A 25365-nucleotide genomic window follows, 5' to 3' on the forward strand; every position below is an offset into this window, starting at 1 on the left:
ACATGAATAATCGCCTGCGGATATCATTATTTAAAATGAGGTTACAGCTATTGCTCTTTCAATAGTGGGAAACAAGAGGAACACTTGAGTTTGTTATTACAAAATGGCCTGCCGCTGCACCGGATCACAGCCCACTTTTATATGTCTGCGATTATCAACAAACTTTTCAAAATATTAACAGTTAACATATTAAATTTGGAAAACTAAATTAAAACGCTTGAGACACTGTTTATTGCCATTAACACTGATTTGCTTATGCCTTTTTACCAACGCACAACCCCAAAAAATATATTTAAATCCAAAATCGCCGGCCACGGAAAACCAATCGCATTTTGTAGACAGCGTGCGGTTCATTACATTAGAGCCGCAGGCGGGCGTCACCATCAGCAGTTGGGATAATATAGCCCTTACCAAAAACTACGTAGCTATCATCCAGTACTCCGCCAGACAACTGCTTTTATATACCTACGAGGGCCGGTTTATAAAAAAGATCAGCTATAAAAAACTGGGTGAGGGCTTTTACCCCGCGTACGATAAACAAAACGAAACTTTTCGTTTTTATGGGTCTAACAGAAATTATTCGCTGACACCCAAAGACGAAATCAAAATTGAGCTCAACTATAACGACCACCGCAACCAGAAATACTATAAAAAATATACCATCGACCTGAAGGACCCGAACTTTGAAATAAAAAAAGGCAGCCCTACAGAGTACGAGGTCAATAATATCTATCACCTGAATGGCGACTACTACCTGCGCTCAAAAGCTACTGCCAGCAAATTGTATAAAGACAGTGTGGGTTATGAGATAAAATTATATAAAGATCATAAGCTGGTAAAACAGTATTTTCCCTACAACCAGGTAAAAGATCCCCGGTTTCTGTATAGTGTTGGGTATAGTGCAACATCTGAATCGCCCGACCCCAAAACGATGTTTATCACAAGGCCCTTTTGCGATACCATTTATAAAATAACCGGTGATAGCCTGTACCCTGCCTATCAGGTAGTAATGCCCCTGGAAAATGCCTTGCCTGCCAGTTTTTTTACCAACCCGTTTAAAAACAAGGCCGAGTGGGATAATTTTCGTCAAAACAATAACTGGATGTTCAGTCAGATGTATCAATTCCGGGAAACACCCGCTTATTTTATCTTTTCCGCAGCATTTCTTTATAATTGGGGGGCGTACATTTACGACAAAAAAAAACAGATAGCCTACCAGACTTCAAAAATTAAGGCCGATAGCAGCACCTTTCATGTAGACGTTATACCCGGCAGCAATATTGATTATAAGGATGGATACTTTTACAAGGTTCTGACACCGGAGAGCATCCGCGAATCCTATAAACCGGTGGCCGGCAAACAGGCGCCAGCCGCTATTGAAGCCATTGTTAACAAGAAATCAAACGCAGCTATACTCGCTGTTCTTACCTTGAAAAACTAACGCATGAGATTCTTCATTTTCGCTATTTTTCTGCTGCTTACCAGTATCGTCTCCTATAGCCAGACAGGCAAGCTCACCGGGCTGGTAACAGATTCTGCCAGCAATACGCCCCTGGAATCCGCCACAGTAACCATTTTCAGGGGAGACTCCAGTATGGTGTCTTATAAACTTACCGATAAAAACGGAAATTATCTACTGGAAAACCTGCCCACCAAAGAAGCACTGACCCTGCATATCAGTTACGTCGGATACCGTAGTCATCACCAACCGTTGCACCTAACGCCTTCAAAAACGGATACAATAAACGCGGCCTTGCCCATCGGCTTTGATGAAAAAGACAATGTTACGGTAACAGCCGCCATCCCGGTAAAGATGGAAGGAGATACGCTGGTTATTAATCCAGCAGCATTCAAAATGAAACCAGACGCAGTTGCAGAAGAATTATTGACCCAGGTGCCCGGCGTGGTGGTTTGGTCCGATGGCTCTATTACCGTGAACGGACGCCTCGTAAAAAATCTGTTAGTAGACGGTAAAGAGTTTATGGGCTCCTCTGATCCCAAAATAGCCACCCAAAACCTGCCCAAGACCGCCATCGATAAAATTCAATTATACCAGGAGTATGACCGGTCCAAGATCGGGCAGCAGAAAACAGCACAGGATTCTGTGCTTACGATGAATATTAAACTAAAAGAGGAAAGCAAAAAAGGCTATTTTGGTAAGATAACGGGAGGGTATGGAACAGATAACCGCTATGAGGCAAATATTTCCTACCAGATATATGATAAGAAAAGGAGCCTGGGTATTGGAGGAGGCATTAATAATATTAATAAAAATATCGAGAACCTGCAGGAGCTGTTCCAAAATAATACCTATCGGACCTATAACCCCAACCTGGATTACGTGGGGCAATTTGGCGCCAACGGGTTGAACCGTAACCATTCCATTGGTGCCGTGTATACCCAGGACTTCAATAAAGTTTTTAATTCAAGACAAAACAACCGCATAACCCTCAACTATAACAAGTCAGGAACAGACGCTTATATTAAGGAGCTGATTTTGCAAAACCGCACCACTGCAGATGACCCCCAGTTTGTCAGAAATGAAGGGGTACAAAACAACTGGGGAAGCAAACATGTATTTGGAGCAGATTATTCCAAAACAAGCAGCTACAATGACAATCTTCACTTGAATGGAAATGTAGAGCTGAACCAGAACCGGGGTAATAGCAAACGTTTTATGGAAGTGAACGATACCTCCGGCCGGGTACTGAGTACCAACGAGGTAAATACCGTTTCCTGGGGCCGGTCGGATGGGGAGCGGCTGAGCTTCAGCTATAGTAAATCCGACTGGCAGGAGCCGCTGAAAAACTTCACTATTTCATTGAATGGTGGTAATAATAATTCGACATCCGAAAGAGATGTAACCAGCCGTTTCAATTCCTTTACCGATACCGGGAAAGACACTACCTACAATCGTCATTATAAAAACGATAATAATGGCATCAACCTATCGGGCGATATTAATTATAACGGATTTAAACGGTTGTTGCTGGGGCGCTATAATTTTTTTGGCATCGACCTCAATCTTTCCCAACGGTTCAACTACAATAAGCAAACAAACCAGGCTTATGTTTCGGACTTTGACAGTACAACAGGGCAGCTTGTTATCAACCCCCGGCTTACCAATTCCAATACCAAAGAGTTGGTGGAATACACGCCGCAGCTTTATATCAACAAAGACTTTTTTAAATGGAGTGAGCAGATGAACCGTTCCATAAGTTTTAGCACCCGGTTTAGTGACGAGCTGAAATCAGAACGCAACCAATCCTCCTTCGCCGAGCGCAACCTCAACCGGTCCTTCCAGTTTTTCAAATACGAAGGATCCATCAGGTACAGCTACACCAAAAACAATAAATTCCGGACCTATTCAACCCTGTCGTATAACAGAAATTTTGATTATCCCTCTGTAGATCAGCTGTATGCCATTACAGATGACATTAACGTTTATTCAATACGGTATGGAAACCCTGGTCTCAAAAACAGCACCAGCCATGCGCTGAACCTCAATGCCAATTTCAATACGGAAAACCAAAAGTCGCCTTATTCAATCAATGGCGGGCTCTATGGCAACTACCGGAAAACACTGGATCCCGTAGCAGATAGCGTCATTAACGACAAAGGATCCGGAAAGCGGTTTTATTATTTTATAAACGTGGACAACAGTTCCAATGCAAACCTGAATTATAATTTCAATATCGCCCGTAAGCTGGGGAAAAGCACGCTGCAGCTGCGGTATAATGGTTACCAGAACTATTCCGTTTCGCCCAACTACATCGATGGATTGTATACCAATAGCCACAACAATTCCATCAGCAATAATTTTAACCTGCAATTTTCGCTACGCTCCTTGCTGGTGCTCAATATTGGCGAATCGTTTCAAACCAACCGGTCAACGCAAACCGCCAACGGACTTTCTTCCTTTAAAAACACCGGTAACACTACTAAATTTGGAGCCACACTCAACCTGCCCAAGAGCATCACCCTTAGCAGCACGCTTAACGTTACCAATAACACCGGGCTAAATAAGACGATGCATTTGTGGAATGCCTTTGCCAGCTACCGGTTTATGAAACAGCAGGCCGAACTAAAATTTTCGGCGATGGATATGCTGAAAGAATATCAGAATATTTTCAGCAGCGCTGATAATTATGGCACCTCTACCCGCATCACCAACGGTTTACAGCAATACTTCCTGCTTACGTTCTCCTATTATCCCCGCAAATTTGGCAAAAAGGAATTAAAACAAAAGGCAACCCAACAGGTCTGGTAACCCCTGCATGCGTTAGAAAAAAGGACCAATTCAAGACCGGCACAACCATTTTTTGTTCGCGCTTAGCGGTATCTGAAACAGACACAGGAATCTATTTTCATAGCTGTTGCCGGCCTTGCCAAACGGGCAGACCCACCGTCTATAAAAATATTATCACCGCCTTCTATTAAATGAAAAACAGTGTATATATTTGATTTGTTTATTTAATCCGATAATGGCCTGCTTATTCAGAACGGCGTTTCTTATTTTTATTATTCTTATCTCCGTATCCGCAACTGCGCAAACCCAGCGACAGGTGATCATTATATCCGAAAATGACGGGTATATTTCGGTGAATAATGACGGGTATTATACAAACGGACTAAAATTCGCTTATCAATGGAGACACACGCCCACCGCTGAAACGCGTCGTGAAAAAGTAAACACCTTCCAGCTGGGCCAGCTGATCTATACCTCACAGTTTGCCGGCGAAGCCAGGCTCGACCGGCCGATTACCGGCTATCTTTATGGCGATTTTCATCAATCGCTGTTCAATAAGAAGCAGGACCTGCTGAAATGGGGCATCGGCTTTGGGTTGATTGGCCCGCCAGCCTTTGGAAAGGAAATGCAGGAACGGGTACACCAGGTGATGCAGATCTATAAACCCAAAAACTGGGATAAACAACTGCGCGCCGATTGGGGGCTTATTGCAGACGCTTCCTGGTCGCCCCAGCTAAAAAAGGACCGGAACGCTTCCCTGCTGGATGTAAAACCCCTGCTTTCCGTAACAGCCGGGAATTTCTTTACACATGCCACCCTGGGTTCTGCCTTTTTACTGGGCAAATCGAATCTTAACAATGCTACGGCATTTTGGGATAATCATAAAGGAAGCACTAAGGCCGACCGGGAGTATTTTGTGTATGTGTTTCCTGCCGTATCGTTCAAAGCCTATGATGCCACCGTACAGGGAGGCATGTTTAAAAAAGGCCCGGAGCCCGTTGAAGGCCGCCTGAATCCCGTTTTTTTCCAAAGCCGGATGGGGGTTATGTACTCCGGTAATAAACTTTCCCTTGGAGCAGCCGCCATTTATGAAAGCAAACAGTCCCTTACGCAGACCTCCTCTCAATGGTATGGCAGTTTACAGGTAGGATTTATGTGGTAACTGTTAAAATTCTAAAGACCAAATCTTAAATTTCAAATCCCAAATATCAAATATCAAAACCGGATCGGGTTTATTCTTGTTTTGTCAGTTTTTCTGAATTTTCGGCAAACTGCAGCTGGTCAATAAATTCCTGGATCTCTCCGTTCATAAAAGCGTCCAGGTTATAAGAAGTAAGGTTGATCCGGTGATCCGTAACCCGCCCCTGCGGATAGTTATACGTCCGGATCTTGGCACTCCGGTCTCCGGAACTCACCAGGCTTTTCCGGTGCCGGGAAATTTCTTCCTCCTGCTTGCGCACCTGCTCTTCATATAATTTAGTCCGCAGCATTTGCATGGCTTTTTCCCGGTTGCCCAACTGGGTACGCTCCGTCTGACAAATGACAACCGTTCCTGAAGGAAGGTGCGTTAACATTACCTTTGTTTCAACCTTGTTTACATTTTGTCCGCCGGCTCCGCCGCTCCGGGAAGTTTCCATCTTCACATCACTTTCCCTTAGCTCAAAATCAATTTCTTCCGCTTCCGGCATCACGGCCACGGTGGCTGCAGAGGTATGCACCCGTCCCTGTGTTTCGGTATTGGGTACCCGTTGTACGCGATGTACGCCGCTTTCAAATTTCAGGGTACCATATACATCATCACCGGTTACCTCCAGCTGCACCTCCTTATATCCACCCACAGTTCCCTCGCTTTCGCTCAGTACCATCGTTTTAAATCCATGCCGTTCGCAATATTTTATATACATCCGCAACAGGTCGCCTGCAAAAAGGCTGGCTTCATCCCCTCCCGTGCCGGCACGTATTTCCATGATCACGTCTTTTTCATCCTGCGGATCTTTTGGAATCAGCAACTGGCGGATATGTGCTTCCATCTGCTCTTTCCGGTCTTCCAGGCCGGTTACTTCTTCCTTAGCCAGTTCGCGTAGTTCCTCATCTTCACCATTCAGTGCCTCTTTATTAAACTCCAGGTCATCCAACAGTTTTTTATAATCATTATAGGCAATAACGATCTTTTCCAGGCTCCGGTATTCCTTACTGGTTGCAGCAAATTTTTTATTGTTCCCTACAATCTCAGGGTTGGTCAAGGCAATACCCAGCTGGTCGTACTTTGCCTTTATGGCTTCCAGTTTATCTAACATCAAAAATTTTATTTTGGATCAACAGGGCGCAAAGGTAAACAATTTGAAAATGTGGAAATGTGGAAATGTGGGAATGAGATGGAGGGGCGCACATCAGGTATTAAAACGAAAGCGCGCCTGGAAGCTTCCCCCGAAAATAGTCACCGGCGTCTTTCAGCCTCAAACGTTGAGCATGAAACGTTAAACCCTTCGCGGCAGTCTGTTTCCGGTTACCTGTATAAAATGCCGTTGTGATATTATCTTTGAATCATGTATAAAAAGATAAAGCCGGCGCAATTATTTGATGGATACCGGCTGCTTAAGGAAAAAGTACTCATTTTAACCCACACCGGAACCGTTGTAGACATCGTAGATCCGGCAGATGCCGGTGAGGAAGTACAGCAAATCGAAGGCCTGTTGAGCCCGGGTTTCATCAACGGGCATTGTCACCTCGAACTCAGTCATATGAAGGGCATCATTGACGAACATACGGGTTTATTAAAATTTGTAAACCAGATTGTTAGTAAAAGATACGCCCATCCTGAAACCATCCCTGCTGCTATTGAGAACGCCGAAGCGGAAATGGTACGCAATGGCATTGTAGCCGTGGGTGATATCTGCAATACAACAGACACGCTGTTCCAAAAGGAAAAAGGACACCTGTATTATCATAATTTTGTAGAGGTGATCGGCTTTGAACCGGCACAGGCACAGCAACATTTTGATACCTATAAAACCGTTTATGACGCCTATTGCCAACGGTTTCATCCACAGCAGGTATCGTTAACCCCCCATGCGCCCTATTCGGTTGCCACTCCCCTGTGGAAATTGCTGGCCACGTTTCCGGGCAATCGCTTATTAAGCATTCATAACCAGGAAACTGAAGATGAAGACCAATGGTTCCTGAACGGCACGGGTGGCTTTAAGGCCTTATATGAACGGCTGCAATTAAAAGAAGTGCCCATTGCTCCCGAAGGCAAGACCAGTATTCAAACCTATGGCAATTATTTGCCGCAGGATCAGCGGCTGTTGTTTATTCACAATGTGTTTACCACAGCAGATGATATCCTTTTTGCACAGCACCGTTTTCCGGATGCCGCCTGGTGTCTTTGTCCCAACGCCAATTATTATATCACCAACCGGCTGCCGGATATTCCTATGTTACAGAAAATGGACATACGGCTGGTATTAGGTACAGACAGCCTTGCGTCTAATTATAGTTTGAGCATCTGGGATGAAATGCTGCGGATCCAAAAACATTATCCCCAGGTTTCGCTGGAGCAAATGCTTCCCTGGGCTACGATCAACGGAGCAAAGGCCCTGCAGATCGATCACCGGTATGGAAGTTTTGAAAAAGGGAAAGAACCCGGTGTGCTCCAGATCCTCAACAATCGCATCAGCCGGCTTTTTTAAGCGGAAGGAAATACGCTGTGTCAACTTAAAATGGCCCGCAGCACCGGCAGCGTGCGCATACGGCCAAATTCCGGCAGGTGCAGGGAATAATAGATCTCCATCAGGTCCAGCACCCGGTTCCGTTTCTGGGAGGAGATCCGGATGCTTTTTAATTCAACGGGAAGGCGTGCCTGCTGCAGCTCCGTAATCAGTAAGGTAGCTTCCGTATCCGCGTAATAATGATGTTCGGGGGGTGTTTCCCGGAATTCCCCGCTTTGCAGATCCAGCAAAAGATGCGGGGATTCCATCAGTTTTGCCGAAGGTATTCCCGGTGAAAAGCCCAGGATACTGCATAAATGCACGGCAAAAAAAACAGGAAAATTAGCTGTAACCGTTGCATCCGCCTCATCCAGCGCCAGCAGGCTGTCTTCCAGGAAACCAAACAGGTCTTCATTCGCTTCCGGCTGCCGGAGCGTTTTGTGCAGCAACTCAATCATAAACAGCGCTACCCCGTTTTTTATCACGTCGCTGAACAATTGCTGATAAATGCGTGAAAATTTAAACTCCCGCACGCGGTTCAGCGTTTTTAATTCATTATGATACACCACCATATCTAAAAGGGCTGCCGGCTGAAAGAAAACGGCCTTATTGCCGCTCCTTTTTCCACCGGACCGAACACCATTTATAAGATAGGATTGAAGTCCTAATTTATCGGTATAAAGGGTTGCAATAACGCTTGTTTCGCCGTATTTCGCCGTTTTAAGAACAATGCCCTTCGTTTTATGTAGAATATCTCCCAAAATTTGTGCGCATTCCTGCGATCTGCAAGGTAGGTTTTTTGGAAATAATGGCCATTTACCGGCCAATAGTTAGTTTTGCAGTACATGAGAACAGATCAACAGCGTATTATCTTTTTCAAAGGCTGGAACCGCCGTACACCTGCCCGTTTTTTTTGATTGATAAACGGCACCCCGTGAACGCCTTGTTTTTTGTTTCTTTGCAACTCATTTTTAAAGTATATCAACATTTATGTGGAAACAGTCTGGCCGGTTTATTCTTAAATACAGGTATCTCTCATTGTTCTTGCTGGCCGCCATTACGGCCATTTCCGGCTTTTGGGCCAGCAAAGTAGGATTGAGTTACGAGTTTTCAAAGGCCATACCTACCAACCACCCTGTAAATATCGCCTACCAGGATTTTAAGAAAAAATATGGAGAAGATGGCAACCTGCTGGTGGCAGGCATTCAAACAGAGCAGTTATTTTCCGAAAAAACATTTAATGCGTACCTGCAACTTCAAACCGATTTAAAAAAAATTCCGGGTGTGGAGGATGTCATCAGCGTACCCACGGCCATCAACCTGGTAAAAGATTCTGCCAGTGAAAAACTAACGGTAAAAAGAATATTTCCGGATGGACCGCTGAACCAGGCCCGGATCGATACCGGTGCCGCTGTTTTTAAACGCCTGCCTTTTTACCAGGGCCTGTTATACAACCCGGCTACCCATGCCTACCTGATGGGACTGCGTATGAATAAACAGGTGATCAATTCGGCAAAACGGGATGCGGCGATTGCGGCTGTAAAGGCCCAAACCGCCCGGTTTACACAAACCACAGGCATCGATATAAAGCTGAGCGGACTGCCTTATATCCGTACGGTGCTGGCGGCACGTATTGCACACGAGATGCGGTACTTCCTGGTAGCCTCCCTCCTGTTGTCGGCTGTGATACTGCTGCTCTTTTTCCGGTCGTTCAGCTCCATGCTGCTTTCGCTTTCTGTGGTGATCATTGGTGTATTGTTCAGCCTTGGCACCATGCACCTGCTGGGCTACAGCATTACCCTTTTAACAGCCCTGATACCGCCGTTGATCGTGGTGATCGGCATCCCGAATTGCATTTATTTCCTCAATAAGTTCCACACCAGCTGGAACGAACTTACCGAAGGGCTTGACGATGCGGAGATCCAGGCCCGCAAAATGGAACTGAAAAAGAAAGCCATAGAAAATATGGTGGCAAAAATGGGCATTGTTACCCTGTTCTGCAACCTGGCTGCAGCCGTAGGCTTTGCGGTATTTGCGCTTACCAAAAGCGAGATACTGCAGGAGTTTGGTGTGGTGGCCGGCATCAACATCATGCTGCTCTTTTTTATTTCGCTTATACTCATTCCGGCGGTGTTAAGCTTTCTTCCGGTACCAAAATCAAAACATACCCGTTACCTGTTCAATCCCCGGCTTAACCGCTGGCTGCATCGCCTGGAGCGCTGGTCCATCAACCACCGCAAACTGGTATACCTGGTAACGGTTGTAATAATCGGTTTTACGGCCATCGGTATTTTCAAGCTGAAAAGCAATGCCCATATGGTAGATGATGTGCCGCACAATGATAAAATATACACCGATCTTAAGTTTTTTGAATCCAACTTTAAAGGCGTAATGCCCCTGGAGATCCTGGTAGACACAAAGAAGAAGTTTGGCGTTACCCGCAACTTTAACAACCTGGTACGGATCGACTCCCTGGCGCAGTACCTGGCATCCAAACCCGAAATTGCCCGCCCCCTCAGCATTACAGAAGGGCTGAAATTTGCCAAACAGGCCTTCTATGAAGGAGACCCCGCCAACTATTCCATGCCTTCGGAACTGGACCTGCCCGGTCTTGCACAGTACCTGAATTTAGGCCGTGATCCTGGTACTACGTCTGCCTCATCTTTTACAAAACTGCTTTCCAGCTTTATGGACAGTGCCCGGCAGGAAGCCCGCATCAGCGTGAATATGGCCGATGTCGGGTCGCATCGTTTGCCCGTATTAATGAACGATATCCGGCAGCGTATTGACCAGTTATTTCCAAAAGAAAATTACGATGTAAAGCTAACGGGCACATCCATTACGTTTCTTGCAGGCGGACAGTTTATTATCGATGGACTAAAGGAAAGCATCTTATGGGCTTTTCTGCTCATCGCACTGTGTATGCTCTACCTGTTTAAATCGTTACGCATCCTCGTTTGCTCGCTTATTCCCAATGTAATTCCGCTGGTCATTACCGCTGGTATTATGGGATGGGCCGGAGTTCCGTTAAAACCAAGCACCGTGCTGATCTTTAGTGTGGCCCTCGGCATCGCCATTGATATCACCATCCGTTTTCTGGTGAATTATAAACAGGAACTTCCCCGTTACCACCAGGATGTGGCGGCAACAGTGGTACAAACCATTCACAGTACCGGTATCAGTATCCTGTATACGTCGATGGTGCTGATTGCAGGTTTTATCATTTTCTGCTTCAGCAATTTTGGCGGCACCCAGGCCCTGGGGTGGCTTACCTCTCTTACACTGGTCACAGCCACCTTCACTAATTTGATTTTATTACCAGCATTGCTGATCAGTTTTTCAAAGAAAAAAAGGAATCCGTAAACAGAAGCTTCCTGCCTGCAGGGGCATGAAACCGGGCAGGTGGCGTACCTGAAGGACCTTCTGTGATCAAAAAAGTTGTAATATTTTTTATAATTACAAAATCATTGATTACAATTTCTGTAATCACAATTTCTGTAATAAAAATTATTATTACAGATTTTTTGATCACAACACAGCAAAAGGAACAGCCTCTATATTTTTCTTTTATTACGAGACCAGTTAACCTGCAACAGACAGGCCACAGCATCTGAAAAGGATGGTCTGCCAATAGCTGCAACAACCTGATCGCTGCCGGTTGAGAAAGCTGCAGCGCAGCGTCGACCCAATTAGTACCCAACCGTGACAGATGTGAAGGTGCAGCGCACCGGTAATATGCAGGATTTACCTAACCCCGCGTAGGGAATTATAATAGACCAGCAATCTTTCGAATGAAAAAAGCGGCCTGGTTCGCCAGTGCCGCTTTCTATATTTTATACAATCTGTATTTACTTCTTGGGAGCCGGAGCTTTCGTACCTCCAGCCGGAGCTGCGCCACCAGCTGCGGGAGCCTGCTGATTTACGTTGATTCCCAGTTTTTGTGCAACCGGTAAAGACAGGTTGTCTGACTGAGGTGCGTCAAAGATCACTTCATCATGCAATACATACGTATATCCTTTTTCCTTGGCATAAGCACGTACCGCATCGGTTACTTTCTTAAACAAAGGCTGAAAAAGTTCTGCTTGTTTTCCCTGGATCATCTGCTGTGCATATTGTTGCCAGTTGGCTGCCTGCATTTGTAACTGACCCAGTTTCTCTTCTGCCATTTTCTTAACAGAGGCCGAAGTTTTAGGATCTTTTACCAGGGAATCTTTCTCTTTAATTTCCTCGCTGAGTCTTGTATATTCTCCACCAACTGAATCCTGAGCCCATTTTTCCAGTTTCTGCTGCGTTGCCTGTGCTTCCGGCAATGCGCCTACCAGCCCTTGTATATCTACATAACCGATTTTCTGAGCGGAAGCCGTAGTTGCACCCATCACAACCATTCCCAATGCCAGGGCAAGAAATTTTATTCGTTTCATTTAATTTTTTTTGTTTGTCCGCTCCCGCTGAAGCAGGGCCGGACGGTTTTTAAGTTTATTGTTTTTTTAATGTCTGAATTGTTTCAGAAGTGCCGACGGATTGATTATTTTACCGAAAGTAATTTCAATACCTCATCACTTTTGTCCAATTTCGGGTCGGCAAATATAATGGATTTCCCCTCACTTTTATCCAAAACCAGGTCATATCCCTTTTCGATTACCAGCTTCTGAACCGCCCGGTTTACCTTCTCCTGAAGGGGGGCCATCAGCTCCTGTCTTTTTTTGAACAGATCTCCTTCAAAACCAAAGCGTTTCTTTTGCAAATCGCGCAAATCCCGCTCCTGTTTGAAAAGCGCATCTTCTTTTTTCCGCTTGGCATCAGCACTCAACATGCTCTGCTGGGAATCATATTCGTCGTATGCCTTATCCAGGACCTCCTGTTTCAGGTCTATTTCCTTTTGCCAGGTAGCAGCCGTACTGCTTACTGCAGTTTGCACCTGCTTATAGTCGGGCATTTTGTCAAATATATACCGGGTGTCAATGATCGCATATTTCTGAGCCATTGCAGCAGAAGCTGTAAAGAAGAGGCCCAGGGCCAGCGCAATGATTTGTTTCATATACAAATTGGTTTTTTCTATACTTATTAGATGCAAAAAGAAGCGAAAAGGTTTACTCAGGCTCAAATCCAAGCATAAAGGTAAACTTACCTGCATTCTTCAGACCCTGTCCCGGCACCAAACGGTCGAGCCCGATACCATAGTCAAACCCAAGCAGACCGAACATTGGCAGGTAAAAACGCATACCCAGACCCACACTGCGGCGCAGTTTGAATGGATTATACTCTTTATAATCGTGCCATCCATTAGCAGCCTCAAAAAATGCAAGACCATAAATCGTACTTCCCGGGTTGGTTACCAGCGGGTAACGCAGTTCTGCCTGGTATTTGTTAAAAATGATGAACATATTGCGGGTATCGCCACCGCTGCCGTTATCCGGGTTTACGGTTGGATCCGAACTGTTGTAAACGGGATAACCGCGCTGTGCAATAATGTCGAAACCGGTTAAGGAATAGGTATTACTCATACCGGCATCACCCAGCTGAAAGCGTTCAAAAGGAGAATAGTTCAGGTTTTTATTATACCGGCCCATAAAACCATATTTGGCGGCCAGCTTCAGTACAAACTGACGGTTTTTATCTTCTCCCTTAGGACGACCCAGCGGTACATACCATTGTGCCCCAAAGCGCCATTTATGATATTCTACGTTTTTATACTGGGCCGAATCCGCCATCGCAACAGAGGATTTGAAAGCAGAATAGGGCGGAGTGGCCTGAACGCTTGCTGTAATTTCGCTACCGCTTCTGGGAAATATCGGATCCGACACCGAAGAACGGCTAAGGCTTAATTTAAAGCTGAGGTTATTGGACACACCGTCATTAAAGGGAAGTCCATACTGATACCCCATCTTCTTTACCTTATACCGGGTATACGCAACGGTATAGCCGATGGTAAAATAGTCATCCGGCCATTTCAACACCTTACCCAGGCCCACGCTGATCCCGTTCACTGTAAGAGACGTATCTTTTGAGAAGCGATATCCGCCGCTGCGGTAAGGGTCATAAAAAGATGCGTTATACTTTGTATTGTTATAGCCCAGGGTCAGGGAAGTCCGTTTCTTTCCACCCAGCCAGGGTTCGGTAAAGGAGAAGTTGTAGGACCGGTAAACCCGTCCGTTCGATTGTACCCTCAAACTCAGCTTTTGTCCATCTCCCACGGGCAATGGATCCCAGGCTTCTTTTTTCCAGATATTCCTGATGGAGAAATTATTAAAGGTTACCCCCAGGGTTCCGGTAAGACCTATACCGCCGCCCCATCCGGCAGAAAGCTCCAGCTGATCCGAAGATTTTTCCTTCAGCTTCCAGTTAATATCTACCGTTCCGTCTGCCTGGTTGGGTACCGGCTGCGGGTTGATGGATTCCTGTTCAAAGTAATTCAGTGTATTCAGCTCCCGAACGGAACGCATCAGGTCTGTACGGCTGAACAGCTCCCCGGGAATGGTTCTAAGTTCCCGGCGTATTACGTGATCTTTTGTACGCTCATTTCCCATGATCACTACATTTTTGATCCGTGCAATAGGTCCTTCCTGGATCCGGATCTCGTGATCGATGGTATCATTATAGATCCTGGTTTCTACCGGTGTTACGTTAAAGAACAGGTATCCTTCATCATTGTAAAGGGTGGTAACATCGTATACATCCTGGCTGGGTTCCAGGCCCAGCTTCTTATTTAACACGGTTGCATCATAGATATCGCCCTTGTTAATACCCAGGATGCTATTCAACACGGTGTCGGAGAATTTCGAATTCCCCTTCCAGGTAACATCTCCAAAATAATATTTATGGCCCTCGTTTACCTTCAGGTCTACATACATCTGGTTGTTCTGGATCACCTGTGTATCTGCTATGATCTGGGCATCGCGGTATCCTTTCGAGTTAAAATATTTGATTACTTTTTCCTTATCCTCCGCATATTTCTTGTTGTTGAACTTTGAGGAGCTGAAGAATTTGAACCGGAAATACGGGTCCAGCACTTTCAGGGTTTTGGTTCCTGTAAGAAAGCCCCATTCGTCCATATATTCATTAAAACTATATACCTGCCGTGCCCCATACGGGCTTACATATTTAGAAGAATACAACGACATCCGGGTCCGTTCCTTGGTACCCTTCATCTGTTTTTTTAACCTAAGGGCGTCCACATTCTCATTCCCAAAAAAGTTCACCTCATCGATCTTCACTTTTTTGCCTTTATTGATCTTGATCGTAAGGAAGGTAGAGTTGGGGTAAACGGGATCCTTTGATTCATCCAGGTTGGTGGTGATATCATAGTACCCTTTATCTTCAAAATACGTTTTTACCACCTGGTAAATATTCTGGCGAACACTTTCCGAAAGGATGCGTTGCTTTACGAGTCCGATTTTCTTGGTCAGTTCCTCGATCTCTGTTTTCTTAACCCCTTCAAATTTAAAGTTGCCCAAACGGGGCCGCTCCGTAACCTGTATTTCTACACTTACTTTTTCATTATCCACATGGGTTACATACACTTTTACATCTGCAAAAAGCTGCTGTTTCCAGAGGTTATGAATGGCGCGGGAAAAGATATCCGATCCCGGGTACATAAACTGCTGTCCTTTCTGGATACCGGACACTGATAATACGATGGATGAGTCGAGGTTGGCAGCGCCTTTCACCTTTATATCGGCAATGACATATTCCCGGGGCGTGGTGGCATGCAAAAATTCCTGCAATCGCGGGTCAACCGACGTAACGGGGGTAGTGTCAACCTGGGCAGAGGCATGATTTACCGCAAAAGAAAATATGGATAAAATACAAACTTTGTATATAAAAAAACGCATATAAGGGTTAATGTATTACGGTAATCAATTTTTTTTCGCAAAGCAGGAAGCCCTTAAAATTCCTTAACCAGTTACCGTCTGCAGCTTTTTCCCGGCAAAAAGCAGGCTAATGACGGCCCCGGTATCCAACACACTTCATTCCCATTGCGGCGGCAAATTAACGGTAAAATTTGGAAACTGTATGTTAAAAAGAGCCTGTATTTGCCATATGCGGCGGTTTTCACAAACAAATGGGAAGCATTTATGTTAATTGGGCCGATGTTTTCCCGAATCTTCTTTCCCGGCTCTGGTAATCCACTATGGCCGCATAAAGGTTCTCTTTCCGAAAGTCGGGCCAGCGTACATCGGTAAAATAGAGCTCGGCATAGGCCAGTTGGTACAACAAAAAATTACTGATCCGGTATTCCCCGCTGGTGCGGATCATGAGTTCCGGATCCGGAAAATTGTGGGTACACAGGTGTTGCTGCAATACTTCCTGGTCAATTGCATCCACCGTTAACTGCCCTTCCTTTACTTCCCCGGCAATCTGCTTTACTGCGTTCAGCAACTCCCATCGTCCGCTGTAACTAAGTGCCATAACCAGGTTCAGGCCGGTGTTCTGAGCCGTCATTTCCAGGGCCTCGTTCAGCTCTTTCCGCGCATGATCCGGCATCATGCTCATATCGCCGATCACATGCAAGCGTATATTATTCCGGTGCAGCACTTCTGCCTCTTTGCGGATGGTAGACACCAGCAACTCCATCAATCCCTCAACCTCATATTCCGGCCGGTCCCAGTTCTCTGTGCTGAACGCGTACAGGGTTAGGTACCCGATGCCCAGTTCTGCGGCACCCTCAACAATATCCCGAACGCTTTCTACTCCATGATAATGACCATAAAGCCGGTCCTGTCCCTGTTCCTGTGCCCAGCGCCCGTTGCCATCCATAATAATGGCAATATGACGCGGTAACCGGTTTTTATCTATTTGCTGTGCTAAATCTGACATAGAAGCTGCAAAGTAACGAAGATTCCTTCATAGTAGATGGGTCATAGTTCATGGCGGTTTCCATGAGCTATGACCCATCCGTTATCAATCAGGTTATATAAGATTATTCGCTGCCAGGTATTCCGCGATCTGAACCGCGTTGGTAGCAGCCCCTTTCCGCAAATTGTCGCTTACCACCCAAAGATTGAGGGTATTGGGCTGGGATTCGTCCCTGCGGATCCGTCCAACAAAAACCTCGTCTTTCTCATGCGCGTCCATCGGCATCGGGTAATGCTGGTTCGCCAGGTCATCGGTTACGATAACGCCGGGGGCTGTTTCCAGCAAATGCCGCACTTCCGCCAGTTCAAAATCATTTTCAAACTCAATGTTCACCGCTTCACTATGTCCGCCCATTACCGGAATACGTACCGTAGTGGCCGTTACCCGGATGGCGTCATCACGCATGATCTTTTTGGTTTCATTTACCATCTTCATTTCCTCTTTGGTATATCCATTATCGAGGAACACATCAATTTGCGGAATCACATTCAGATCGATGGGATATTTATAGGCCATTTCATAGGCTTCTTCGGTACCCGCCACATCTTTCAGCCGCTCTCCTTTAAGCTGGCCTACGGCCTTAACACCGGTTCCGGTAACACTTTGGTAGGTAGATACCACGATGCGTTTTGCATTGTATGCTTTATGCAGGGGCGCCAGCGCTACCACCATCTGTATGGTAGAGCAATTGGGATTGGCGATGATTTTGTCATTGCTGGTCAGCACATCGGCATTGATCTCCGGTACCACCAGCGGCACTTTCGGATCCATGCGCCATGCAGAAGAGTTATCGACCACCGTAATGCCGGCAGCTGCAAATTTTGGTGCCCATTCCGTAGAAGTACTGCCACCTGCCGAAAACAGGGCTACATTGGGTTTTGCAGCAATTGCTTCTTCCATGCCCACCACTTTATATTTGATACCCTTAAATTCTACTTCTTTTCCCACGCTTTTTGCAGAAGCAACGGGGATCAGTTCCGATACGGGAAAATTTCTTTCGACCAGGACCTGTAACATTTTGGTGCCCACCAGGCCGGTGGCGCCAACTACGGCTACTCTCATTGTTGTTTTTACTGTTTATCGTTAAAAAAAAACCTTCCGCTTTTGCGGAAGGCCTGTTAAAAATTTATGCTGACACACAAAAACCACTGACCTTCCTTAAGGACACTTTTTGGTAAACTTTGTATGTTTCTTTATCATCATCGGACCGCAAAGGTATATGGGAAATATATAATTGGCAAAAATAATTTCTTTCGGGTCCGCCCCCGGGTATTACCGGGCTTTTACGGGTATCACCCCGGTCTTTTTGTTGAAAAACGGCATTTTATTGGTCAGCAGCCACATAATGGTAAAGGTGGGGATAATATCCGTGCCCGGCAGTATTTCTTCTATAAAGTTAAAGACCCCGCCAAACACTCCCCGGGTGCCTCCGAAGGTTTTGGCCAGTATGATGGCGGAAACCGGTGCCCAGATCACATCAGCAAATTCACCTACACCCGGTACGGTAAAGGAAAGACACCCGATGATATCCATAATGATACAAAAGAGCAGGGATGGGGATTTTTTTGTTGTGGTCATCTTTTTTTATTTATAAGATTACAAACAACCCGCCAAACGTTGTATCCGGCTCCGTCATTCACCGATTTTTTGCGGGGCTTTGCCTGGTGCCAAGCACCAGGCAAAGCCAGACCTGTAAGGTTTCAAAAACTTTATAGGTCTAACCCTAATTCTGTTTCAAAGCTGGTAAGCTCCCGGAATAACCGGATCCGGCTATTCAGTTCCCCGGTGGTTAATTCCTTCAGACGGGTATTGCCGAACTTCTCTACACAGAAGCTGGCCATTGCAGAACCTGCGATAATGGCTTTTTTCATGTTATCGAAGCTGATATCGCCGGTTTTTGCCAGGTAGCCAATAAATCCGCCGGCAAAGGTGTCGCCTGCTCCGGTGGGGTCAAACACATCTTCCAGCGGAAAAGCCGGGGCAAAAAATACTTTATCTTCATAGAACAGCAAGGCGCCGTTCTCTCCTTTTTTGATAATCAGGTATTTCGGACCCATTTCCCGGATCTTTTTCGCCGCCTTTACCAGGGAATACTGGTGTGTAAGCTCGCGGGCCTCCGAATCGTTTACCATTAGCAGATCCACGCGTTTCAGCGCCTCCTCAAGATCCGGCATGGCGGTTTCCATCCAGAAGTTCATGGTATCCAGTACAATCAGTTTGGGCTTTTGTTTGAGCTGGTCAATTACGCTGATCTGCAGTTTTGGCATCAGGTTGCCCAGCATTAAGAATTCTGCTCCCTGGTAGCTGTCCGGAACTTTGGGGTCAAAATCTTCCAGCACGTTCAGATCCGTTACCAGTGTATCGCGGGTATTCATGTCTTCATGATACAGTCCTTTCCAGAAGAACGATTTCTTATTGGCTACTTTCTCCACTCCTTCCAGCTGCACCCCTCTGGCGGTGAGCGATTCCAGCTCCTCCTCCGGGAAATCGTACCCGATAATGGAGATCTGCTGAACGGGTTTTACAAAGTAACTGGCGGCATAGGCCGCATAAGTGGCCGAACCGCCCACAATTTTATTTGCTTTTCCAAAAGGGGTTTCAATAGCATCAAAGGCCATGGTGCCCACTGTAATCACAGACATGAATGTTGTTTTTGTTTTAAAATACGGCGGCGAAGTTACTACTTATTCACCTGAAGTTTAACGTTTCAGACACAGGGTTTTGCAGGTTTTGCTACCGGGGTGGCATTTATAAAATAACTTGTCTTTATTTTGGATAAAAAGCATAGTTTTGAAACATGGCCACCACAACACGTAAACGATCATCCAAAAAAGAAGAAATTCTTAAAACAGCTGCGCGGATGTTCCGGGAAAAAGGATATGCCGGTACTTCCATGCGTGACCTTGCCGAAAAAATAGGTATCGAAGCTGCCAGTCTTTACAATCATATCCATTCCAAAAGTGAGATCCTGGAAGAGATCATCTTTTCCATTGCGCGCGACTGCCGGGAACAGCTCGACAATATGGATCCGGCGGGTACCTCACTGCAAAAAATCGAATCCCTGATCCGTTTTCATACCAAAATGATGATCGATCATTTTGAATCGTATTCTGTAATGGTGAGCGAGTGGATGCACCTCGATGAGGAAAAACTGGGAGAATTTGTAAGTGAGCGCCGGCGTTATGTAAAAAAGATCGAATCCATTGTACAGCAGGGCATCGACAATAAGGAGTTCAAGCCCGTACTGCCTTACGTAGTGGTACTGAACATCCTGTCATCTGTTCGCGGACTGGAGTTCTGGCAAAAAAGCGCCAAAACCCATAGCGCAGAAATCATGGAAGAAAATATGGTACAGCACCTGATCGGGGGACTGAAGCTCTGAGCTTTTTTATCTTTTAATCAACTATAACAATGCCGCAAATTCGCTGATTGTGTTCGCGTATTTTAATCTGCGCATCTGCGGCAATATTATTTAGCTGATTGTATTCGTACAATTTAATCTGCGCATCTGCGGCTATATCTATTTAGCTGATTGTATTCATACAATTTAATCTACGCATCTGCGGCAATCCGATCTAAAAAATCTTAGGCCCGCCTCTTAAATAATTGCCAGGCTGGCGCTCATCTTAAAGAAAGTAGCTTCAGTACTTTTTAAAACAGCGTTGATCGCTATTGTAAGATCATCGGGTTGTTTATAATCGATCACCACCGTTAGTTCAGGCGTCTTTTCCGGGTCTACCATCGATAAAAATTTGCATTGGGCCGCTTCACCCAGGAACAGCTTTTTGCCCGTTGCATCTTCGGCAAGCTCCTTTACGATCTGCATCATGCAAACGCCCGGCAATACCGGTTGTCCCGGAAAATGCCCGTCAAAGATCGGATGCGCCGTATTCAGACGGATGTCCGCAGCCACAGAACCGGAATTATTTTCAAAAGCAGTGATCGTATACAGCTCATTCTTCAGCATGGTCGTAGATTCTTTTTAAGTCAATGGTAAAATTAAAGTTTGTATGCCGGATGTGCATGCTTTCCGGGATCCCCTCTTTCAGCGCCCCCCGGGTAGCCTCCAGTACCTTTCGCTTCCGGCTCCCCCGCTCCATCCGGATCAGTTGTGCACACTGGGTATCTGTAATATAATAATACACATCCTCCCCTGCGTAAAACGCATTATAGCGTTCGGCTCCTTTTAGAAAAACCGATGAAACAGTGGCGGTATCGACCACATCCATTAACAGCAGCTCAAAATCCTTGCGAAGGGTTTTCCGGACCGCTTCTTTATCCATTTTGGAAATGATGCTGTGTACAAAAAACCCATTTGTATGGGAAAATTCAAAATCAAAAAAGCTAAACCCAGCCTCGTTTGTAAATACAATACGGGTGGAGCTGTCCGGCATCTGTTTGATAAGCAAAAGCCCGCTCAGGTGATTGCCGGCCACATCCACCGATGCCTGGTATAACGCCCGCCGGATATGGGGTTTGAACGCAGCAATACAGCCGGTATCGCCCGCTGCAGGCTGTAATTTTTTATAGACCGCGGGTGCGCAGCTACCGAATAACAGTAGATTAACGAATAGTAAAAAGCGCATCCGGAAGATTGGTATTTAATTGTTGGCCGGAATAATTGATGGTAGTATTATCGCCCCGGTTATCTACCATTTGGACCTGGCTTACGAGAAAATTCGATTTTTGCAGCAGCACTTTTACCGATTTAAAAAGGGTCTTCATTTCTTTAGTCACCGGTGTCATATCGGCCAGGTAACTATTCCCGTTTTCCAGCAACTTCACCGAAAAATTGGGATTATCAAAAACGGTTCCCCTGGCACAATCCATCATCAGCTGGTTGGCCTGCTGAAACATTTTGCTGGAACCGGCAGACATCTTACTGGTCTTCTGTCCGTCTTTAATACTTACCTTACTGCCATTAATGATCATCAGGTATTGATACGGCGTGGTATACTCCATCCGCACCTGGCTGTTCTTTTTAAAATAGAATTTACCTTTTGAGGTTACTTTCTCTGAAAGCATACTCAGTGTTTTTACCTGGGTAAAATCGCTGGCGATACTGTTTATTTTCTGCGCTGCCGCCGCAAACTGCGCTTTAACGGCAGCCTCATTGCTTACCGGTTTATATTGAGCAAAACCGGAAGCCGTTGTAGCTAACAGTAACAGGATAAAAAAAAGTTTACGCATAGGGCTGCAAATTTATCAATTTATCAAGGGACACGATCTCATATCCTGCTTCTTTAACAAATGTTAAAAACTTTGGAAGTATATGCGCCGTTGCATGGCTGGTATCGTGAAACAAAAACACGGCACCCGGCTTCAGTTCTTTTTCTACTTTTTGCAACAGTTTGTCCTCATCCTTTATCATGGTATCCAGTGAGCGAACATTCCAGCCAATGGCGGTATATCCCATGGCCTTCACCGCTTTCCGCACGCCGGGATTGGTAACCCCATAAGGCGGCCGGAACCATTTCATTTCTCTTCCGGTTATATGATGCACCAGGGTCTGCATCTGTTGCAATTCGGCCGTCATTCTTTTAGCACCATGCATATCGAACCAAAAATCATGGTAATAAGAGTGGTTTCCCACAATATGCCCTTCCGCAAGGATCTGCTTCAATAATACCTCGTGTTCCGCAGCGCGGTAGCCAATGCAAAAAAAAGTAGCCGGCACCTGCCGTTCTTTTAAAATGGCCAATACTTCTGGTGTGTATTTTTCAAGGGGGCCATCGTCAAAACTGATCGCCACCTGTTTTTTATCCGTTACTCCCTTGCAGATCACCGGCATATAAAAGTTAGACCCGATATAAAAGCTACCATAAAAAAGCAGGAGCTTATATACCATTACCAATATAAAAAATCCATACCAGTGCCATCCATGTTGGAAATGAAGATAGATAAGGATGGCAAGCAGGAGCAGGAACCCGATGGTGGTATTTCTGAAATTTAACATGCAGACAATAAATAAAGCGACGGATATAACTGCTTATAGTTATTGTAGAGTAATACTCTTTTAGGAGCCGGCCCGTTTATTCCCGGTACCTTTCCGGTACCCAGGATATGGGCCGCCATCCAAAGGGCAAACGCAGAAGAAGTAGGATATTCTCCGCAAAATTGCTTATAGGTTATTGCCGGAATACCGTTAAACACCGATTGCTGCAGGGCTTCATAATGGGCATCATAACGGGCATCACCATTATTTCCCATAATCACCAGGTCAATAGAACCGGGCTGAATCTGGTGCTTTTTTAAAAAGTCTTCTACCAGGGCCGATACCGGAGACGCGGGTTTATACCAGTTTTGCCAGGCTTCGAGTTTTGCGAGGCTCCCGGTTTCCCGGCTATTGCTTAACAGGAAGAAAGCAGCGCCTTCACCTGCCATGGTGCCCTTTTCAGAGTCACCGATCAACGTTGCCGTATCGCCTTCTTCTTTATACAGATCAAACCGGCTTAAAATGGCATGACTTTTTTCAATAATCTCGTCCACGCCGCCCACCAGCGCCGTTTTAGCCTCCCCTTCACCGATCAGGCTAATGGCATCTGCCAGGGCGGCTTCAAAGGAGGATCCGCGATGCACATAGGTATTATTGTAATGATGGCATTTCAGCATCAGGGCGATCTGGGCGCCTACGGTATTGTGTGTAGACTGGATAAAGGCCGTAGGTGATAACAGCTCCTCCTTAAACTCCACCATACGGGTCAGGAACTGGTCGGTATCTGCCAGGCATCCGTAAGCCGTACCCGTGGTAATGGCATCCGGCATGGTTACACCTGCCTGCTGCAGGCATTCCATGGCTGCAGCGGCACCCATTTTAATGATGCGGCTCATCCGGCGGATGAGCTTCGGGTCGATATACGTTGAATAGTCCGGCTCTTTACAAACCAGCCTGCTGCCCAGGTATTGAGCGGCGTTTTCCAGCAGCTCATTAAATGACCCCTGCGGTGAAACGGCCTGGGCGGCCCGGATATATACCGGTTCCATCCTGTATTGCTGCATCGTTGCAGCTTCATTTGTATTTTTATTTTCCGACATTCAATTCCTTTAAAAGTGAGCTGCGCTCTAAAGGTCAAAACTAATGCATTTCGTGAAGAATTGGCAGGTATTGATGCTGCCGTACTGCAGGAGTGTTACCGTTTCCCTTTGTTTTTTTACCTTCGCTTCTGCCGGTATAAGAAAATGGTATGCTTCGTCCGGCCATAAATGAACGCTTGCTGTATATACCAGCTCAGATCAGGAACCCATTATCCGTTATTCTTATGCAACACTGCAACATAAAAAGCATTACCACCTTATTACTGGCCATCATCACCGGCCTGAGTGCTTCCATTGCACAAAAAGGGGTCAACTACGATGAAACAAAGGTTCCGCCATATACATTGCCGGAACTGATGCAAACCACCACCGGCATCCCTGTTACCAGTGCAGCGCAATGGGAAAAGCTGCGCAGACCGGAACTGTTAGCGCTCTTTGCTGCAAAAGTGTACGGGCGTACGCCTTCAGAAAAGATTCATGTAAACTATGCGCTGCTCCAGGAAGACAAACATGCACTGCACGGCAAAGCAACCAGCAGGCAGGTACGGCTGACTTTTTCTAACGGCCAGAAACAACTTGAAGCCCTGCTTCTTTTGTACCTGCCCAATGGTGTTAAGGGAAAGGTTCCGGTGTTTGTTAGTTATAATTTCAAAGGCAATCACAGTCTTACAACCGATACTTCTATCCGTTATTCCTACAATTTTCCGCTGGTGCGTAAGCCGGACCATCCCGACTGGCAGCGAGGCAGCCAATCAGGCCGCTGGCCGGTTGAAAAAATCATCAGCAACGGATACGCACTGGCAACCATGTGTTACCACGATATTTTCCCCGATGCCCCAGGACTAAAAGACCACAGCATTGTATCCCTGTTTGCCGATTATAATAAAGGACCGCAGCAACCGGATGAATGGCAGGCTATTGGTGCCTGGGCCTGGGGATCGAGCCGTATTGCCGACTACCTGGAAACGGTAACAGAAATCGATTCGCGGAATATGATCATCATGGGTCACTCCCGGCAGGGAAAAGCAGCATTATGGGCGGGTGCTCAAGATAAAAGATTCAGCATTGTTATATCAAACGATTCGGGAGCAGGAGGTGCAGCTTTGTCAAAAAGAACATTTGGAGAAACAATTGATATTGTAACGAATATTAAACCCGCCTGGTTTTGCCCTGCATTTGACCAGTTTAAGAACAACGAGCAGGAGCTGCCCGTTGACCAACATGAATTGATCGCTCTTATGGCCCCAAGACCTGTATATATTGCAAGCGCAAAGGAAGATCTTTGGGCAGACCCGAAAGGCGAATACCTGGCGGCTTATTTCGCCGGCCCTGTCTATACCCTGTATGGATTAAGAGGGCTGCCTTCAAAAGAACCGCCACTGGTGAACCAGCCGGCCATGTATGATGTGGGCTACCATATTCGCACAGGAGTGCATGATGTTACCGATTTCGACTGGACTGCGTTCATCCGGTTTTCCAATATGCATTTGAAGGGAAACAGCAAACCTTAATGTACCC

At 45.9% G+C, this 25365-nt stretch carries 21 protein-coding genes; 7 read left to right on the forward strand and 14 right to left on the reverse strand.

Features of this window, described 5'->3' with window-relative positions:
- The first annotated feature begins 217 nt into the window (after nucleotides 1–217).
- From Q1V85_RS20500 to Q1V85_RS20510, 3 genes are all read left to right on the forward strand, one after another.
- A complete protein-coding gene (locus Q1V85_RS20500) occupies nucleotides 218–1441 on the forward strand; it encodes a hypothetical protein (RefSeq protein WP_300602520.1) in 1224 nt (407 codons plus the stop codon).
- Between the two features lie 3 nt (nucleotides 1442–1444).
- The gene (locus tag Q1V85_RS20505) at nucleotides 1445–4270 is read left to right on the forward strand and encodes a TonB-dependent receptor (protein ID WP_300602523.1); all 2826 of its coding nucleotides are present in this window, start codon (nucleotides 1445–1447) and stop codon (nucleotides 4268–4270) included.
- 214 nt (nucleotides 4271–4484) lie between these two features.
- Nucleotides 4485–5411 (forward strand): lipid A-modifier LpxR family protein, encoded by a 927-nt coding sequence (locus Q1V85_RS20510; RefSeq protein ID WP_300602526.1) that lies wholly within the window; start codon nucleotides 4485–4487, stop codon nucleotides 5409–5411.
- 70 nt (nucleotides 5412–5481) lie between these two features.
- Here the strand turns inward: Q1V85_RS20510 and prfA are convergent, their stop codons facing one another.
- Nucleotides 5482–6546, reverse strand: a complete 1065-nt coding sequence (gene prfA, locus Q1V85_RS20515) for a peptide chain release factor 1 (protein WP_300602529.1) — start codon at nucleotides 6544–6546, stop codon at nucleotides 5482–5484.
- 249 nt (nucleotides 6547–6795) lie between these two features.
- Here prfA and Q1V85_RS20520 point away from each other — a divergent pair, with 249 nt between their 5' ends.
- Nucleotides 6796–7938, forward strand: a complete 1143-nt coding sequence (locus tag Q1V85_RS20520) for an amidohydrolase family protein (protein WP_300602532.1) — start codon at nucleotides 6796–6798, stop codon at nucleotides 7936–7938.
- A gap of 20 nt (nucleotides 7939–7958) precedes the next feature.
- On the opposite strand, the gene recO is transcribed toward Q1V85_RS20520, so the two are convergent.
- On the reverse strand, nucleotides 7959–8717 hold the full coding sequence (gene recO / locus Q1V85_RS20525; protein WP_300602534.1) for a DNA repair protein RecO: 759 nt from the start codon (nucleotides 8715–8717) through the stop codon (nucleotides 7959–7961).
- A gap of 229 nt (nucleotides 8718–8946) precedes the next feature.
- Here recO and Q1V85_RS20530 point away from each other — a divergent pair, with 229 nt between their 5' ends.
- Entirely contained in the window at nucleotides 8947–11319 is a 2373-nt protein-coding gene (locus Q1V85_RS20530) for an MMPL family transporter (protein WP_300602536.1), read from the forward strand.
- 485 nt (nucleotides 11320–11804) lie between these two features.
- Here the strand turns inward: Q1V85_RS20530 and Q1V85_RS20535 are convergent, their stop codons facing one another.
- The 7 genes from Q1V85_RS20535 to Q1V85_RS20565 all read right to left on the reverse strand — a co-directional run bounded on the left by Q1V85_RS20535 (nucleotide 11805) and on the right by Q1V85_RS20565 (nucleotide 19454).
- Nucleotides 11805–12377 (reverse strand): OmpH family outer membrane protein, encoded by a 573-nt coding sequence (locus Q1V85_RS20535; protein ID WP_300602539.1) that lies wholly within the window; start codon nucleotides 12375–12377, stop codon nucleotides 11805–11807.
- 104 nt (nucleotides 12378–12481) lie between these two features.
- Nucleotides 12482–12994 carry an OmpH family outer membrane protein gene (locus Q1V85_RS20540; protein ID WP_300602542.1) on the reverse strand — a complete coding sequence of 171 codons (513 nt, stop codon included), beginning with the start codon at nucleotides 12992–12994 and terminating at the stop codon, nucleotides 12482–12484.
- A 52-nt stretch (nucleotides 12995–13046) separates the two neighbouring features.
- The gene (locus Q1V85_RS20545; RefSeq protein ID WP_300602545.1) at nucleotides 13047–15788 is read right to left on the reverse strand and encodes a POTRA domain-containing protein; all 2742 of its coding nucleotides are present in this window, start codon (nucleotides 15786–15788) and stop codon (nucleotides 13047–13049) included.
- A 241-nt stretch (nucleotides 15789–16029) separates the two neighbouring features.
- Nucleotides 16030–16773 (reverse strand): isoprenyl transferase, encoded by a 744-nt coding sequence (locus Q1V85_RS20550; RefSeq protein WP_300602548.1) that lies wholly within the window; start codon nucleotides 16771–16773, stop codon nucleotides 16030–16032.
- 93 nt (nucleotides 16774–16866) lie between these two features.
- Nucleotides 16867–17874 (reverse strand): aspartate-semialdehyde dehydrogenase, encoded by a 1008-nt coding sequence (locus Q1V85_RS20555; protein WP_300602551.1) that lies wholly within the window; start codon nucleotides 17872–17874, stop codon nucleotides 16867–16869.
- Between the two features lie 210 nt (nucleotides 17875–18084).
- A complete protein-coding gene (locus tag Q1V85_RS20560) occupies nucleotides 18085–18390 on the reverse strand; it encodes a hypothetical protein (RefSeq protein ID WP_300602554.1) in 306 nt (101 codons plus the stop codon).
- Nucleotides 18391–18521: 131 nt separating this feature from the next.
- Nucleotides 18522–19454 (reverse strand): PfkB family carbohydrate kinase, encoded by a 933-nt coding sequence (locus Q1V85_RS20565; RefSeq protein ID WP_300602557.1) that lies wholly within the window; start codon nucleotides 19452–19454, stop codon nucleotides 18522–18524.
- 155 nt (nucleotides 19455–19609) lie between these two features.
- On the opposite strand from Q1V85_RS20565, the gene Q1V85_RS20570 reads away from it, so the two are divergent.
- Nucleotides 19610–20194, forward strand: a complete 585-nt coding sequence (locus tag Q1V85_RS20570) for a TetR/AcrR family transcriptional regulator (RefSeq protein ID WP_231007411.1) — start codon at nucleotides 19610–19612, stop codon at nucleotides 20192–20194.
- 216 nt (nucleotides 20195–20410) lie between these two features.
- Here the strand turns inward: Q1V85_RS20570 and Q1V85_RS20575 are convergent, their stop codons facing one another.
- The 5 genes from Q1V85_RS20575 to Q1V85_RS20595 are packed head-to-tail and all read right to left on the reverse strand — an operon-like array spanning nucleotide 20411 to nucleotide 23847.
- Nucleotides 20411–20779, reverse strand: coding sequence for a 3-hydroxyacyl-ACP dehydratase (locus tag Q1V85_RS20575; protein WP_300602561.1), 369 nt, complete (start codon nucleotides 20777–20779; stop codon nucleotides 20411–20413).
- Nucleotides 20766–21398, reverse strand: coding sequence for a hypothetical protein (locus Q1V85_RS20580; RefSeq protein ID WP_300602563.1), 633 nt, complete (start codon nucleotides 21396–21398; stop codon nucleotides 20766–20768). The genes Q1V85_RS20575 and Q1V85_RS20580 overlap by 14 nt, the downstream gene beginning before the upstream one ends.
- Nucleotides 21376–22002, reverse strand: coding sequence for an outer membrane lipoprotein carrier protein LolA (locus tag Q1V85_RS20585; RefSeq protein WP_300602566.1), 627 nt, complete (start codon nucleotides 22000–22002; stop codon nucleotides 21376–21378). Before Q1V85_RS20585 ends, Q1V85_RS20580 begins: the two co-directional genes overlap by 23 nt.
- Entirely contained in the window at nucleotides 21995–22768 is a 774-nt protein-coding gene (locus Q1V85_RS20590) for a polysaccharide deacetylase family protein (RefSeq protein WP_300602569.1), read from the reverse strand. Before Q1V85_RS20590 ends, Q1V85_RS20585 begins: the two co-directional genes overlap by 8 nt.
- Nucleotides 22762–23847 (reverse strand): beta-ketoacyl synthase N-terminal-like domain-containing protein, encoded by a 1086-nt coding sequence (locus Q1V85_RS20595; protein WP_300602572.1) that lies wholly within the window; start codon nucleotides 23845–23847, stop codon nucleotides 22762–22764. The genes Q1V85_RS20590 and Q1V85_RS20595 overlap by 7 nt, the downstream gene beginning before the upstream one ends.
- A 224-nt stretch (nucleotides 23848–24071) precedes the next feature.
- On the opposite strand from Q1V85_RS20595, the gene Q1V85_RS20600 reads away from it, so the two are divergent.
- The gene (locus Q1V85_RS20600) at nucleotides 24072–25358 is read left to right on the forward strand and encodes a hypothetical protein (protein ID WP_300602575.1); all 1287 of its coding nucleotides are present in this window, start codon (nucleotides 24072–24074) and stop codon (nucleotides 25356–25358) included.
- Nucleotides 25359–25365 lie beyond the last annotated feature (7 nt).

This window comes from Niabella sp., from assembly GCF_030150205.1.
Taxonomy (GTDB): domain Bacteria; phylum Bacteroidota; class Bacteroidia; order Chitinophagales; family Chitinophagaceae; genus Niabella.